The 14,397-nt window shown below is 68.3% G+C and carries 11 protein-coding genes and 1 pseudogene; 7 read left to right on the forward strand and 5 right to left on the reverse strand.

Annotated elements, in window-relative coordinates; translation table 11 throughout:
- Positions 1-6: 6 nt before the first annotated feature.
- The 3 genes from B7G54_RS00085 to B7G54_RS00095 all read right to left on the reverse strand — a co-directional run bounded on the left by B7G54_RS00085 (position 7) and on the right by B7G54_RS00095 (position 3,697).
- Complete coding sequence (locus B7G54_RS00085; RefSeq protein ID WP_085037194.1) at positions 7-1,464, reverse strand: MmgE/PrpD family protein; 1,458 nt, start codon at positions 1,462-1,464, stop codon at positions 7-9.
- Between the two features lie 45 nt (positions 1,465-1,509).
- A complete protein-coding gene (locus B7G54_RS00090) occupies positions 1,510-2,592 on the reverse strand; it encodes a porin (RefSeq protein WP_085037195.1) in 1,083 nt (360 codons plus the stop codon).
- 202 nt (positions 2,593-2,794) lie between these two features.
- The gene (locus B7G54_RS00095; RefSeq protein ID WP_085037196.1) at positions 2,795-3,697 is read right to left on the reverse strand and encodes an HpcH/HpaI aldolase/citrate lyase family protein; all 903 of its coding nucleotides are present in this window, start codon (positions 3,695-3,697) and stop codon (positions 2,795-2,797) included.
- Positions 3,698-3,928: 231 nt separating this feature from the next.
- On the opposite strand from B7G54_RS00095, the gene B7G54_RS00100 reads away from it, so the two are divergent.
- The 5 genes from B7G54_RS00100 to B7G54_RS00120 all read left to right on the forward strand — a co-directional run bounded on the left by B7G54_RS00100 (position 3,929) and on the right by B7G54_RS00120 (position 9,810).
- Positions 3,929-4,693 (forward strand): IclR family transcriptional regulator, encoded by a 765-nt coding sequence (locus B7G54_RS00100; protein ID WP_085037909.1) that lies wholly within the window; start codon positions 3,929-3,931, stop codon positions 4,691-4,693.
- 73 nt (positions 4,694-4,766) lie between these two features.
- A complete protein-coding gene (locus B7G54_RS00105) occupies positions 4,767-6,047 on the forward strand; it encodes a CaiB/BaiF CoA transferase family protein (RefSeq protein WP_085037197.1) in 1,281 nt (426 codons plus the stop codon).
- An 86-nt stretch (positions 6,048-6,133) separates the two neighbouring features.
- A complete protein-coding gene (locus B7G54_RS00110; RefSeq protein WP_085037198.1) occupies positions 6,134-7,153 on the forward strand; it encodes a cyclase family protein in 1,020 nt (339 codons plus the stop codon).
- Between the two features lie 83 nt (positions 7,154-7,236).
- Positions 7,237-8,724, forward strand: a complete 1,488-nt coding sequence (locus tag B7G54_RS00115; RefSeq protein ID WP_085037199.1) for an MFS transporter — start codon at positions 7,237-7,239, stop codon at positions 8,722-8,724.
- 405 nt (positions 8,725-9,129) lie between these two features.
- Positions 9,130-9,810: an HAD family hydrolase gene (locus tag B7G54_RS00120; RefSeq protein WP_085037910.1), complete on the forward strand. Its 681-nt coding sequence runs from the start codon at positions 9,130-9,132 to the stop codon at positions 9,808-9,810.
- Positions 9,811-10,077: 267 nt separating this feature from the next.
- Here the strand turns inward: B7G54_RS00120 and B7G54_RS00125 are convergent, their stop codons facing one another.
- A complete protein-coding gene (locus B7G54_RS00125) occupies positions 10,078-10,377 on the reverse strand; it encodes a hypothetical protein (protein WP_244289226.1) in 300 nt (99 codons plus the stop codon).
- Between the two features lie 330 nt (positions 10,378-10,707).
- Here B7G54_RS00125 and B7G54_RS00130 point away from each other — a divergent pair, with 330 nt between their 5' ends.
- Entirely contained in the window at positions 10,708-11,877 is a 1,170-nt protein-coding gene (locus tag B7G54_RS00130) for a hypothetical protein (protein ID WP_085037200.1), read from the forward strand.
- A gap of 127 nt (positions 11,878-12,004) precedes the next feature.
- Positions 12,005-12,970, forward strand: a pseudogene (locus B7G54_RS00135) (D-2-hydroxyacid dehydrogenase family protein); the annotation flags it as partial.
- A gap of 277 nt (positions 12,971-13,247) precedes the next feature.
- Here the strand turns inward: B7G54_RS00135 and B7G54_RS00140 are convergent.
- Positions 13,248-14,387, reverse strand: coding sequence for a patatin-like phospholipase family protein (locus B7G54_RS00140; protein ID WP_085037202.1), 1,140 nt, complete (start codon positions 14,385-14,387; stop codon positions 13,248-13,250).
- Positions 14,388-14,397 lie beyond the last annotated feature (10 nt).

A 14,397-nucleotide genomic window follows, 5' to 3' on the forward strand; every position in this document is an offset into this window, starting at 1 on the left:
CCCGGGTCAGCCGACGACGAGCAGCGGGGGCAGTGTCGCGACGTCGGGCTGTTCGTCGAGCCGCCACAGGTAATCGAGCGCCGCGCGGATCTGCGCCGGTTTCCAGTGCCGCCGGCAGTTCTTCGTGAACTTCGCGTCGTAGTCGTCGCGCCGCATTGGCCGCGTCGGCGAGCCGGGCAACTCGTCCACCTGCTTCGCGCAGATCGTGCCGTCTTCGCACACGGCCATCACCCGGTTCGGCGCCTGCGCCGGATAGCGCGCGGTCAGCGCCGGGTCCTCGCGCACCGTGATCCGCTCGATCAGCGCGAGCAGCGCCGGATCGTGCAGCGCGTCGTGCCGGTAGCTTTCGGTCGTGATGTCGCCGTCGAGCATCGCACGCGCAACGATGTACGGCAGGCTGTGATCGGCCGTCTCGTGGGTCGACGGTGCCCATTTTTCGCGGTCGCGGCCGGCCGTCACGTAGCCGACCCCGGTCGTGTGGATCTCGATGCGCCGGATGCGGCGCAGGTCGCCAACCTGCGCGGCGACGTCGATCGCGGCCGGAATCGCGGTTTGCGTGAGCCCTTGCGCGGGATAGAACTTCACGAAGCACTTGCCGATCCGGAATGCGCCGCCGCGCCCGCCGAATTCGCGCGTGTCGATGGCGAACGGCCCGGACACCTGCGGAAAGAACCCCGCCATGCCTTCGAAGATCGGTGCGGGGCCGGTCAGCCCGGCGCGCGCGAGCTGCGTCGAGAACACTGCGTTGCGCGCCGCGTCCGCATCGGCGAGCGCCTTCCAGTTCGACAACTGCTGGACGCGCGTCTGGTTCAGCGCGAGATGGCTGTTGATCGACAGGTTCACTGCCTGCACCAGTTGCGGCGCGGGCATGCGCATCAGCTTGCCGGCGGCAAGCGCGACGGCGGGCAGGCTGTAGCACGTGTGGTCCCAGCCGCGCGGGCTGATCGCGGCGGCGTCCATCAGCCGGCATGCGATCTCGTACGCGATCGCGATCGACAGGATCAGGTCGCGGCCGTTCGCGTGCTGCGCTTCGGCGACGGCGAGGCACGCGGACATGTTGTCGCTCGGATGGCCGGTCTCCTTGCCGGCGTACGCGTCGTTGAAATCGTAGTAGCGCAGCGCGGTGCCGGTCGCGAACGCGGCGAGATCGGGGCTCGTGCGCTGGTTCGTGCCGACGATCGTCGACACGCCGCCCGGCGACGCGAGCGCTGCGTCGCGCGCGATTCGCACCGGGCGTTCGTCGTGCGCGGCGATCGCGCAGCCGAGCGCATCGATCAGGTGGGCCTTAATCGTCTCGATCGTCGCGGCGTCGAGGTCACGATACTGCAGCCCGGCCGCGTAGTCGGCGAGCTGTTGCGCGAGATCCGGGCGGTCGGCGGCGAGCAGCGTGCCGGCGCGGGCCCGGGCGAGCGGCAGCGCGAGCGCCGCGCCGGTCAGGGTGGCAAGGAAGTAGCGGCGGTTCATGGTGCGATGACTCCGGAGGTTCCTGAAACGGGGGGGGAAGCGAGCTCAGAACAGCTTGCGCAGGCCAAGTGCTGCGCCTGCGCTGCTGGCGCGGTCGGCGGCCAGCGTGTAGTGGAGGAAGCTGTAGTTGTAGTTGTCGAAATCGAGCGCGGCGCGGCGCGCGTAGCCGCTCGCCAGGTAAAGCGTGACGGCTTTCGACAGGAAGTAGTTCAGCTGCAGCGTGACCTGCTGCGGGTTGGCGGGGTGCGGTGCGCTTGCGTGCGCGCTCGGCGGGTTCTGCGTGCGGATGTCCTCGTAATAGAACGCGCCGACCGCTTGCAGGAACGGGGTGATCGCGTAGCGCACGCCGGCCCACCAGAACGTGTAGCGCGTCACGACCGATGGCGTTGCGACGCCGCTTTGGCCGTGCGTGACGCCGGCCAGCAGTTGTGCGCGGTCGACGGACACGATCGCGGCGGCGGCGTAGCGGCGGAAATGCGCGAAGCCGCCCGGCTGCGGCGTGTTGACGTTGTCGAATGCGGCGGCGAACGAGAAGGTGCCGCCGGCATAGTCGAAGCCGGCGCCGTACGCGGCGTTCGACTGGAATGCGCCGGGCGTGCCGCCGAACGAATAGTGCGTTTCGAGCGTCAGCGAGCCGATCTTCGCCAGGTACTTGGCGACGTTGTTCTCGCGGAAATTGACGCCGACGATCGCGCCGGCCGGCTCGTACAGCGTCGAGTACGCACCCGTCGGCGAATAGGGCTCCATGACGTCGAACAGCGTCGAGTACTGGTGGCCGAGCCGCAACGCGCCCCAGTGCTCGTGCTGCAGCCCGACCCACGCAGAGCGGTCGAAGCCGCCCGCACCGGTGCCGGTGCCGTTGTTCAGGTTGATCCCGCTTTCGAGCCGGAACGCGGCCTGCCAGCCGCCACCGAGATCCTCGACGCCCTTCAGGCCCCAGCGCGAGCCGCTCTTGCCGCCCGACGCCATTCGCACGAGCGATGCCGACGACTTGTCGCCGGGCGCGGCCTGGTGGGTGAGGAATTCCGTATAGATGTCGGCCACGCCATACAGCGTGATCGTGCTTTGCGCGCAGGCGCTGGCCGAAACGAGGCCCAGTCCGCACAGTGCGGACACTCGCTTGCCCATGGCTTGTCTCCTTCGTGGGTTTGTTATTTATTTGATTGCCGCGCTGCGCCGGTCGAGCAGCGCGGCGGTGCTGCGGGGCGACGCTATCCGGGCCGGGCGGCGAACGGGCCGCGTCGTGGCGGAACGGGCGTGTGCGGCACGCGACCTGCGCATGCGCAGGTCACGCAGCTACGAAACGCAGCGATGAGGGCCTGCGCTCGCATCACCGGGACGTGCCGTCGGCACGCGCCTGCACGGCCGCGTGACGCGCGAGCACACGCTTCGCACGGGCGACGCCGGGTGCGTCGATCATCCGGCCGTCGACGCGCAGCGCGCCGCGTCCGTTCGCGCGGGCGTCGTCGTAGGCGGCCAGCAGCGCGTTCGCGTCGCGCACCGCGTCATCGTCGGGCCGGAACGCGCGGTTCAGCGCGCCGACCTGCAGCGGATGGATGCACGTTGCGCCTGCATAGCCCAGCTCCGCGGACGCGCGCGCGGTGCGTTCGAATGCGTCGAGATCGCGCAGCTCGTCGAGGCCGCCGATCAGGCCGAGCGGCAGGATGCCGGCGGCGCGCGCGGCGATGATCAGCAACTGCTTCGGCACGCGCAGCACGTCGGCGCCCGCGCCGCTTTCGCAGTTCAGCGCGAAATCGCCGCCACCCAGCATCATCGCGACGACGCGAGGCGACGCACGCGCGATCCGGTCCATTGCCTGGAATGCGCGCGGCGTTTCGACGATCGCGACGATCCGCGTGCCGCCGGGCGGCGCGCCGGCTTCCTCCTCGAGCGTAGCCAGCAGTTCGTCGATCGCCTCGACGTGCGAGCCGCCGCGCACCTTCGGCAGCACGACGCCGTCCACGCCGGCCCGGACGGCCGCACGCAGGTCGGGCACCAGCAGGTCGAGCGGGCCGTTGGCGCGCACCAGCACGTTGCGGCCGGGCGCGCGCAATGCCGGCACGGCGTCGGCCAGCCCGTCGCGGGCAGCCTCCTTGCACGCGGGCGGGACGCTGTCCTCGAGGTCGAGGATCAGCGCATCGGCGTCGCTCGCGGCGGCCGATGCGACGAAACGGGGGACGTGGGCGGGGACGTAAAGCAGCGAGCGCCAGACGGGCTGGGATGGCGAATTCATCAGTTCTCTCTAAAAATGAAAGTCACTTTCATTTTTGTGATGGATGACCCCATTCGTCAAGATTATCGTTAACGCCTAGTTTCAAAGGGGATTGCGCGACGATGAGCGCGCGAAGCTGCACGGATTCATGTTGATGTCATCGAGGATGTGCGTATAATGAAAGTGACTTTCATTTTTCGGGTGCCGGCCGCCGCCACGCGGCACGTATGCCCGGCATCGCACGAGGTGGACATGAGCAAGGTGGAGACAAACAATCCGGCCGAGGGCGGCGTGGCCGCGGTCAACCGCGCGCTGACCGCGCTGCTGGCGTTCGGCAATGCACCCGGCGGGCTGATGCTTGCGCAGGTCAGCGAGGAGACGGGGCTCAACATGAGCACGCTGTTGCGGATGTTCGAATCGCTCGAGCAGTTCCGCTTCATCAAGCGCCTGCCGGACGGGCGCTACGTGCTGGGGCCCGCCGTGTTCCAGCTCGGGATGATGTATCGCGAGTCGTTCCAGCTGCGGGCGTACGTGATGCCGATCCTGTCGAAGCTGTCGGTGGCAACCGGCGAGACGGCCGCGTTTTACGTGCGCGAAGGCGACCAGCGCGTGTGCCTGTTCCGCATCCAGGCCCAGCGCTCGGTGCGGACGCATCTGCGCGAGGGCGACCGCTTCCCGCTCGACGTCGGTGCGGCCGGGCGCGTGCTGCTTGCATTCAGCGGCACGCGCGGCGGCGACTACGAGAAGACGGCCGAGCAGGGCTACGCGGTGTCGATTGCCGAGCGCGACCCGGAAAGCGCGGCGATCGCGTGCCCGGCGTTCGGCGTCGGCCGCGTGCTGAGCGGCGCGATTTCGCTCGGCGTGCCGCGCTATCGCTTCAACAAGAAGGTGCAGGCCGACTACCTGCCGTACGTGCAGGCGGCCGCCGCCGAGCTGACGCATGCGCTGGGCGGCGATCTGCCCGCCGCGGGCGGGGCATTCCGGGCGGCCGACCAGCTCGGCGAGCTGCTCGAGTAACGCCGTGCGCGGCTGAGCGCGCGGCCTTGCCCGCATTCCACGTCGAACGACACACACCAACCAGGAGACAAGCATGTTCGTTCCCGATCCGCAGGCCGCTCACGCGGCCGGCGCGCGCCGTCGCGCGTCCACCGGCCCGATCCATCCGAAACCGTTCGACGCCGGCGCGCAGGGGCCGCTCGCGTGCGTGCGCGTCGTCGACCTGTCGCGCCTGATGGCGGGCAACATGCTGAGCGTGCAGCTCGCCGATTTCGGCGCGGACGTCGTGAAGGTCGAGAGCGAGCGCGGCGATACGCTGCGCGCGGTCGGCGCGGGCGGGATCAGCACGAACTGGAAGGTGTACGGGCGCAACAAGCGCAGCGTATGCGTCGACCTGCGCGCGCCGGAGGGGATCGACATCGTCCGCCGGCTGGTGCGCGACGCGGACGTGTTCGTCGAGAGCTTCAAGCCCGGCGTCGCCGAGAAGATGGGGCTCGGCCCGGACGACCTGCTCGCGATTCGTCCCGGGCTGGTGATCGCGCGGATCTCGGGCTGGGGGCAGACCGGGCCGTACCGCCACAAGCCTGGCTTCGGCACGCTCGCGGAAGGGTACGCGGGGTTCGCGGCGATCAACGGCTTCGCCGATCGTGAGCCGGTGCTGCCGCCGATGTTCCTCGGCGACATGACGGCCGGGCTGTCCGGGGCGATCGCCGTGCTGGTCGCGCTGCATGCGCGCGATGCGCACGGCGCGGCGGGGCAGGTGATCGACGTGTCGCTGTTCGAGCCGCTGCTGTCGATCCTCGGGCCGGCCGCCGCGAACTACGTCATGTCGGGCGAGATCAAGGCGCGCACCGGCAGCCGCTCGTCGAATACCGCGCCGCGCAACGCGTACCGCACCCGCGACGGCAAGTGGCTGTGCCTGTCGAGCTCGACGCAGGCGATGGCCGAGCGGCTGTTCCGCGCGATCGGCCGCGCGGACCTGATCGACGATCCGCGCTACGCGACCAACGTGCAGCGCGTGCAGCACGCGGAGGCGCTCGATGCGATCGTCGGCGAATTCATCGCCGCGCGCGATCTCGACGCCAATCTCGCGTTCTTCGAGCAAGCGGGCGTGACGGCCGGGCCGATCCACGATATCGCACAAATCGTTCAGGATCACTACGTGATTGAGCGCGAAGCGCTCGTCGAGCTGCCGGACGACGACGTCGGCAGCCTGCCGATGCACAACATCACGCCGCGCCTGTCCGCCACGCCCGGCACGTTTCGCCGGCCGGCGCCCGCGCTCGGCGAGAACAATCGCGAGATCCTGATGCCGCTGCTCGGCGAACACGAGTACGAGCGGCTCGCCGGGCTGGGCGTGATCCGCACGCGCTAGGCGAGAAACCTCGGGCGCGACGCGGCCGCGAAGGACGGTCCCGCGCGCCGGCCGCCGCACCCTGGACATTGCATGGAGGAGACACCATGAAGCCACGCTGGACCCATCGGCCGCCCGGCTCGAACTGGGGGGATTTCGGCCCGGACGATCAGAAAGGGCGCTTGAACTGGCTGACTGCCGACGCGGTGCTGCGCGGCGTCGCCGAGGTGCGCGAAGGCCGTGTGTTTTCGCTCAGCCTGCCGCTCGACGTGCCGCGCGGCGGCGGGCTGAACGCGCGGCGCCGGCCGCCGGCGATCATGCCGGCGTTGCTCGGCGACAAGCCGTACTTCGGCTATCGGGCGGACGAACAGGTTGCCAACGCAACCGATGTGGTTTGCGACGATTCGTTCTGCATGCACTCGCAGTTCTCGACGCAGTGGGATGCGCTGTCGCATGTCGGCTCGCTGTTCGATCCGGCGGGCGACGGCGAGCGAGCCCGCGTGTTCTACAACGGCTACCGGATGGACGAGCACATCCACGTGCCCGAAGCCGGTTCGACGCGCGGCGGCGCGCGTGCGCTCGGCATCGAGGTGATGGCGCAAACCGGCGTGCAGGGGCGCGGCGTGCTGGTCGACCTGCGCCGCCACTTCGGCGACGCGCGGCGCAAGATCGGCTATGCGGAATGGATGGCGGTGCTGCGCGCGGATGACGTCGTTGTCGAGCGTGGCGACATCGTGTGCGTGCATACGGGCTTCGCCGATCGCCTGCTCGACGCCGACGCGCGTGGCGAGCCCGGCGCGCCGGACGTGTGCTGCGTGCTCGACGGAAACGATCCGCGCCTGCTCGAATGGATCGACGCATCGGGGCTCGCCGCGCTCGCGGCCGACAACCACGCGGTCGAGGAGCGCCCGCGCCATGCGTCGGCGCGCGAGCGGCCCGCCGCGCTGATGCCGCTGCACGAGCTGTGCCTGTTCAAGCTTGGCATTCATCTCGGCGAGCTGTGGCACCTGACGCCGCTTGCCGACTGGTTGAGCGCGCACCGGCGCAACCGCTTCCTGCTGACCGCGCCGCCGCTGCACCTGCGCGGGCTCGTCGGGTCGCCGGTCAATCCGGTCGCCACCGTATGAACGCCGGCGCCGTGCGCACGCCGCGCCGGCGCCCAGTCCGCCGCTTCGCGCACGCCGCGCGGGCGGATCACCGAGGAGTCGCCATGTCCCATTCCCATGCGGCGTCGATCGCCGCGCGCATCGACCGCCTGCCCGCGACGGCCAGCATCTGGACGCTCGTGCTGTTCCTGAGCGTTGGCGGCTTTTTCGAGGTCTACGACCTGTTCCAGATGACCTACCTGCCGCCGGGGCTGATCCGCGACGGCATCTTTCACGCGGGCTCGCACGGCGTGCTCGGCATGTCCGACCAGGGCGCACTCGGCGCGGCGACGTTCGCCGGGCTGTTTGTCGGCGAGATGTTCGTGTCGCGCCTCGCGGATCGCTTCGGACGGCGTGCGCTGTTCACCGGCGCGCTGCTGCTCTACACGGCTGCGAGCCTTGCGATGTGCGTGCAGACGCATGCGCTCGGCATCCTCGTGTGCCGTTTCATCGCGGGCTGCGGCATCGGCGCGGAGCTGATCACGATCAGCGCGTTCCTGACCGAGCTGGTGCCGAAGGCGGTGCGCGGCCGCGCGTTCGCGCTGTGCTTCGCGGTCGGCTATCTCGCGATGCCCGTGCTCGCGCTGGTGTCGTGGCTATGGGTGCCGCGCGATCCGCTCGGGATGTCCGGGTGGCGCTGGGTCGTGCTGCTCGGCAGTAGCGGTGCGGTCGTCGTCTGGTGGCTGCAGTCTCGGTTGCCGGAGTCGCCGCGCTGGCTCGCCCGCACCGGCCGCGAAGCCGAGGCCGAAGCCGTGCTGCAGCGGCTCGAGCAGGCGGTCGAGCGGGAATCCGGCCGGCCGCTGCCCGCGGTCCGGCCGCCGGCCGCAGCTGCCCCGGCTGCGCAGCGCGCGCCGTCGATGTGGGACGCGCGGCATCGCGGCCGCACGGCGATGCTGATCACGTTCAATGCATTCCTGAGCATCGGCTTCTTCGGCTTCAGCCAGTGGCTGCCGACGCTGCTCGCCGCGCAGGGCGCAACCGTCACGAAGAGTCTCTGGTATGCGTTCGTGATCGCGTTTGCGTATCCGGTGTCGCCGCTCGTCGCCGGCTTGCTGGCCGACCGGATCGAGCGCAAGTGGCTGATCGTCGCGTCGGCGTTCGGCGTCGCGCTGTTCGGCACCGCGTTCGCGATGTCGGCGCAGGCGCCGTTCGTGATCGCGTTCGGCTTGCTCGTCACGCTGTCCAATACGGTGCTCGCGAGCAACGGCACCGCGTACCAGTCGGAAGTGTTTCCGACCGAGATCCGCGGGCGCGCGCTCGGCTTCGTACATTCGATCGGCCGCCTGACGGGCATCGCGAGCAGTTTCATCGTCGCGCTGTTGCTCGAACGCGCCGGGGTGTCCGCGGTTTTCGTGCTGATCGGCGGCAGTATGCTGATCGTGATGGTGGCGATCGGTGTGTTTGGGCCGTGCACCAACAACCGGGCGCTGGACGAGATCACGGGCCGCAGCGAGGATGGAGCCGAGCGCGCGGCGGTGGTGCGCGGGCTCGCCGCATTGCCGGATCGGCATGCCAACGGGCGGCGAAAAGGAGCCAGGGATGGGGCCGCGTAATGGCGCCGGCAGCAACGGGATTAGACTCGGGGATCAGCCTCCGTCGCCCCGGCCTCGCAGTTCATCGGGATCGGCGGCCCGTGGCCACCGTATCAGCGGGGAAATGCGTGCAGCTTGCGTTGCCCCGCCCGCAACGCCAATGCGCTCCTGTTGTTGCGTCGCGTGAATGTCCATGCTTGGCGTGCCAGGTGCGGACATTGAGTTACCGTATTGAGCATCGAGTCGGGCATCCAATAGAAGTGCGCGCTTTTCCCGGCCAACGTGAGCAACCCCGACGGGTTCGATGCGGCCGATCGCGAGCAGTCCGGTCAGGAACGCTGCTCGACCGACACGCGGGTGCGCGTCGCAACGTCACGCCGGTTCGCGCATCGTGCGCGAGCCAATTTCTGTTTGCGGAGTTCTTTCATGTCTGTTCGGGCCGTCATCTTCGATTTCGATCTGACGCTGGCGGATTCGTCCGCCGCGATCATCGAATGCACGGAATACGCATTGCATCAGCTGGATGCCGCCGGCGCGACGCCGGTGCAGATCGCTGCGGTGATCGGGCTGCCGCTGCACGAGATGTTCCGCTCGCTGACGGGTGACACCGAGCCGGCGCGGGCCGACGCGTTCGCGCGCCACTTCGTGGCGCGTGCCGACGAGATCATGGTGCACGGTACGCGCATCTATCCCGCGGTTCCGTCACTGCTCGCGCGTCTGCGCGAGCAGGGTCTCGCGGTCGCGATCGTTTCGTCGAAGTTTCGCTACCGGATCGAGGCGATCCTTGCGCTGAACGAATTGCAACCGCTCGTCGACGTGCTGATCGGCGGGGAAGATGTGCAGCGTCACAAGCCCGATCCGGAAGGGCTCGTGCTGGCGTTGGCGCGGCTTGGCGTGCCGGCCCGTGCGGCGATCTATGTGGGCGACCACGCGGTGGACGCGCAAGCGGCCGAGCGTGCCGGCATGGCGTTCGTCGGCGCGGTGAGCGGGACGACGTCGTTCGACGGATGGTCGCGCGCGGGCAAGCAGGCGGTGGCCACGCATATCGGCGAACTGGACGCGATCGTGCAACGGATGCAGCGCGATCCGTCCGACGCATCGGGCTGACGCGGCGCCGGTCTGTCGATCGCCGGGATGTCGATGATCGTGACGGTCTGCTTCCGGGCCGGTGCGATCGACCGGCCGGCGGCCGGCAGGTCCGGCGATGGATGCCGGGAATCGGTGCCCGCGAAATGGCGATTTCGCGGGCTTCATCCCGGCATCCCGGGTTCGTCAAGCCGACGAACCCCTGGCGGCTGCATTTCACTCAGAATTCAGGAAATCGTATTTTCATGAAATCCCGATTTTTGGCATGAATGCAGATTGGATAGATTATCAGCTGATCGAGCCGATAACGATAAAGTTGAAATTCCGGTCGCTGTATTTGCCATTTGAGTCGCCGGTTTGAATCGTGGCGCCGCTGCCGGAAAGCGCCGGAAAGATCACGTTGTCCAGCGTGTTTTGCCCGCCGCCATACCCCCATTGCGACCCGGTAATGGCCGGCGTCCTGGTGAAGGTGGTGCTGAACGAGAGCTGATACGTGCCCGTGCTTTCGCGTTTCACGGTGAATCCGCCCGAGCCGTCGACAACCGTACCGTTGCTCTGGACGCTACCCCATAGTGTTACTTGAGCCATGATCGCTTCTCCTTATCTATTGTTGAAACAATATCGATAATTGAAACGGAGGGCCGATCCAGTGTTTCCTTAATCATCCGGATCGGCGGTTGTATTGTATGTGATGGGTTTTTAAAATTCGATATGGGATAAATAATTTATTCTGGTTTTTATTTTAAATATGCAGAATTTGTTATTGAAAGAGCGCACTGTTGCGTAACATTGCCATTCGGCCGTTGGCCGGGTAATCAAGCACCGGGCGACTGAGCCGCTTCCCGCAACAGTCCGGCAGCGCGCGACGGATTCTGCGACCATCGCCGTTAAAGTCATACCGCCACTCGATCCGTCGCCATGTCACTCATTTCCATCGCTTTCGCCCGTATCCGGTTCTCGCGCGCGCTGCCGGCCGCCCGGACGCTGTCATGTGCCGTTGCGCTCGCGGCAGCCGGTGCCGTGCTTGGCGTGCCGGGCGGTGCGCGTCCGGCCGAAGCCGCCACGCCCGCGCAGCGCGCACGCCTCGAGGCGCCGGTCAAGGCCGTCGCCGGCCAGCGGGTGGCCGTCGATACGCCGCAGGGCAGCGCGGTGCTGCCCGTCTACGCCGATCGCCCGCTCGACCAGGCCGCGCCCGATGTCACACGCGTCTTCGTCGTGATTCACGGCACGCTTCGCAATGCCGACGCGTATTACGCATCGGGGCGCGAGGTCGTCGAGAAGGCCGGCGAGGTCGGCAAGGGCACGATGGTCGTCGCGCCGCAGTTTCTGACGCGAGCCGATACACGTGCATTTTCGTTGCCCGCGCAGACGCTGGCGTGGACGCAGGAGGGATGGAAGGGCGGCGACGCGGCTCGTCAGCCGGGGCCGATCAGTTCGTTCACCGCGCTCGACGCATTGCTGGCGCATTTCGCCGACCGCAGCCTGTATCCCGCGTTGTCGAGCGTGGTCGTGATCGGCCATTCCGCCGGCGCGCAGTTGCTGCAGCGCTATGCGGTGGCCGGGCACGAAGGCGATGCGCTGGCGCGGGCCGGCATCTCGGTGCGCTATGTGGTCGCGAACCCGTCGAGCTATCTGTATTTCGACGACGAGCGGCCGGACGGCCGGGCGATCGCAGGCGGAACCTGCCCGCGCGCGACCGAGTGGAAATACGGGCTGAACGCGGCGCCGCCTTATGTCGCGTCGCAGGACGTGCACGCTCTCGAAGCGCGCTATGTCGCGCGTCATGTCGTGTACCTGCTCGGCCAGGCCGACACGAACCCGTACACGCACGTCATCGACCGCTCGTGCGCGGCCATGGCGCAAGGCCCGTACCGGCTCGCGCGCGGGCTGGCGTATTTCGATTACCTGAAGAAGCGGCATCCTGACGATCTTGCACAGCAGGTCGTCGAAGTGCCGGGCGTCGGGCATGACGGCCTCGGCATGTTCACGTCCGCTTGCGGGCTGGCCGTGCTGTTCGGACAGGCATTGCCGCAATCGTGTCCGGTCGTTGCCGGGACGGCACCGGATATGCGCGCGGCGGGCCAGTGAGCGTGTGTGCGAGGCCCGCGCACGGCGAAAATCGATCGATCAGAAAAATGCAGGAATCGGCAAGATAAATTCATTTCCCTGCGAGACGCTCCCGGTTCAGGATGACGGCGTTGCCAGGAGCGCCCCCATGAACATCACGATCCTCGACGATTATTTCGACACGCTGCGCGCACTGCCGTGCTTTCGCAAGCTGGGCGGGCATGCGGTCACGATCTGGAACGATCACGTGCAGGACGTCGACGCGCTGGCCGAGCGCCTGCGTGACACGGAAGTGCTGGTGCTGATCCGCGAACGCACGCAGATTCGCGCGCCGCTGATCGCGCGGCTGCCGAAGCTGCGGCTGATCAGCCAGCGCAGCGTCTATCCGCACATCGACATCGACGCGTGCACCGCGCACGGCGTGATCGTGTCGTCGAACCAGCATGCGGGCACGCCTTCCTATGCGGCCGCCGAGCTCACGTGGGGCCTCGTGCTCGCCGCGATGCGCCGGATTCCGCAGCAGATGCGCGCGCTGCAGGCCGGCAACTGGCAGATCGGTGTCGGGCGGACGCTGCGCGGGCGCACGCTGGGGATTTACGGCTATGGCCGGATCGGTGCGGAGGTCGCCCGGTACGGTGCCGCGTTCGGGATGAACGTGCTGGTCTGGGCGCGCGAAGCGTCGCTGCAACGTGCGCGCGACGACGGGTGGGACACGGCGCCGGACAAGCGTGCTTTCTTCGAAACCTGCGACGTGCTTTCGCTGCACATGCGGCTCGTGCCGGCCACGCGCGGCATCGTGACGGCCGAGGATCTGGGTTGGATGAAACCGGGCGCGCTGCTGGTGAACACGAGCCGCGCGGGCCTCGTCGCGCCGGGCGCGCTCGAAGCGGCGTTGCGGGCCGGCCGGCCCGGGATGGCGGCGGTGGATGTCTACGAGACGGAGCCGTTGCGCGATCCGCGGCATCCGCTGCTGCGTTTGCCGAATGTCGTGTGCACGCCGCATATCGGCTACGTGACCGAGGACGAATACGAGACGCAGTTCTCGGATGTGTTCGACCAGATCGTGTCCTATGCGGCCGGGCAACCGATCCACGTGGTCAACCCGGACGTGCTCGTGCGCGAAACGGCGTCGATCGAGCCGCTGATCCTCGACCTGCTCGAATGGATCGGGCCGGCCGGGCGGCCTTATGACGAGGTGATCGATGCGTGGCGCACGTCGTGCCCGCGCCTGCCGGTATGGGAGGAAGCCTGCGCGCGCGGCTACGTGGTCCGGCACCCCGCGCGCGACGGCGTGGCGATGGTCGAGGTGAATGCGGCCGGCCGCGCCCGGCTTCAGGCCGATCGCGCGTGATCGTGCCGATGCTGTCGGCGCGCGGTTGCGGTGCCGCGTGTCATGCCGGTTGTTCCGGGATTGGCGGCGCGCTGGCGTCGAATACCGTCAGGCCTTCCGTCGGGTCCGTCGGCGTGTCCCACGGACGTGCCGCGATGGCCCGTTGCGCGGCCTCGTAGCCGGCCTGCCGGCGGACGGCGATGCCGTTCGGCGTGAAATCGATGTCCTTCAGCTGATTGTCGTCGGCGAGTCGCGGTGCCGCGAGCTTGACCAGGTGCATCGTGGTTTCGCATCCCCACGCGGCGAGCCGGCGCACGGCCGGCGACGCGCGTTCGGCTTCCGGCACGTGCCGGGCCAGTTCTCGGATCACGTGGCGCAGCCGGTGGATCTGCTGCTGGCGCGCGATGTGGCTGTCGGTGCGGCTCGCATACTGGATATCCTTCTGCCGCTCCGACACCTGCCAGATGCTCTCGGGCTCGGGGCCGGCCGGATTCCACATCTGGACGGAGAAGATGACCGAGCTGCGGCGCGGGTTGTCGTCGAGCACGACTTCGACCGGCGTGTTCGAATACACGCCGCCATCCCAGTATGGTTCGCCTTCGATCCGTATGGCCGGGAACGCGGGCGGCAGCGCGCCCGAGCTCATGACGTGCTCGATCCCGAGCCGCGTGTCGCGCGAATCGAAATAGCGCATCGCGCCCGTGCACGCATTGACCGCGCTGACGGTCAGGCGCGGGTGGCCCGCGTTCAGCAGGTCGGGGTCGATCAGCGACGCGAGCGTGTCGCGCAGCGGCGCGATCCGGTAATACGAGGCGCGATCGACGCCGAGGCGAACCATCGGCCCGAGCCACGAGGCCGGATTGGGCTCGAAGAATCCCGCGATGCCGCCGCCGATGATCGTCAGTTCGGCCAGCGTCCTGTTCCAGCCGGGCAGCAGCGGCGCGGTGTCGAAGCGGGTTCGCTCGGTCACGCGGCGCCAGAATGCCGACAGTTTCTCGTAGCGCAGCGCCGGCGGGTTTCCGGCGATCAGCGCCGCGTTGATCGCGCCGATCGACGTCCCGACCACCCAGTCGGGCCGGATGCCGGCTTCGTCCATCGCCTGAAAGACGCCGAGCTGGAATGCGCCCAGTGCGCCGCCGCCCTGGAGCACGAGCACGACTTGCCCGGGGAGATCCATGCGTACCGGCTGGCTCGCGGTCATGGCTTGCCTC

Origin of the sequence: Burkholderia puraquae (genome assembly GCF_002099195.1) — a bacterium.
Classification (GTDB): domain Bacteria; phylum Pseudomonadota; class Gammaproteobacteria; order Burkholderiales; family Burkholderiaceae; genus Burkholderia; species Burkholderia puraquae.

Excerpts from the sequence above, each read along its gene's own strand:
- B7G54_RS00085 (WP_085037194.1), bottom strand. The coding sequence starts at position 1,464 with ATGAACCGCCGCTACTTCCTTGCCACCCTGACCGGCGCGGCGCTCGCG.
- B7G54_RS00090 (WP_085037195.1), bottom strand. The coding sequence starts at position 2,592 with ATGGGCAAGCGAGTGTCCGCACTGTGCGGACTGGGCCTCGTTTCGGCC.
- B7G54_RS00095 (WP_085037196.1), bottom strand. The coding sequence starts at position 3,697 with ATGAATTCGCCATCCCAGCCCGTCTGGCGCTCGCTGCTTTACGTCCCC.
- B7G54_RS00100 (WP_085037909.1), top strand. The coding sequence starts at position 3,929 with ATGAGCAAGGTGGAGACAAACAATCCGGCCGAGGGCGGCGTGGCCGCG.
- B7G54_RS00105 (WP_085037197.1), top strand. The coding sequence starts at position 4,767 with ATGTTCGTTCCCGATCCGCAGGCCGCTCACGCGGCCGGCGCGCGCCGT.
- B7G54_RS00110 (WP_085037198.1), top strand. The coding sequence starts at position 6,134 with ATGAAGCCACGCTGGACCCATCGGCCGCCCGGCTCGAACTGGGGGGAT.
- B7G54_RS00115 (WP_085037199.1), top strand. The coding sequence starts at position 7,237 with ATGTCCCATTCCCATGCGGCGTCGATCGCCGCGCGCATCGACCGCCTG.
- B7G54_RS00120 (WP_085037910.1), top strand. The coding sequence starts at position 9,130 with ATGTCTGTTCGGGCCGTCATCTTCGATTTCGATCTGACGCTGGCGGAT.
- B7G54_RS00125 (WP_244289226.1), bottom strand. The coding sequence starts at position 10,377 with ATGGCTCAAGTAACACTATGGGGTAGCGTCCAGAGCAACGGTACGGTT.
- B7G54_RS00130 (WP_085037200.1), top strand. The coding sequence starts at position 10,708 with ATGTCACTCATTTCCATCGCTTTCGCCCGTATCCGGTTCTCGCGCGCG.
- B7G54_RS00140 (WP_085037202.1), bottom strand. The coding sequence starts at position 14,387 with ATGACCGCGAGCCAGCCGGTACGCATGGATCTCCCCGGGCAAGTCGTG.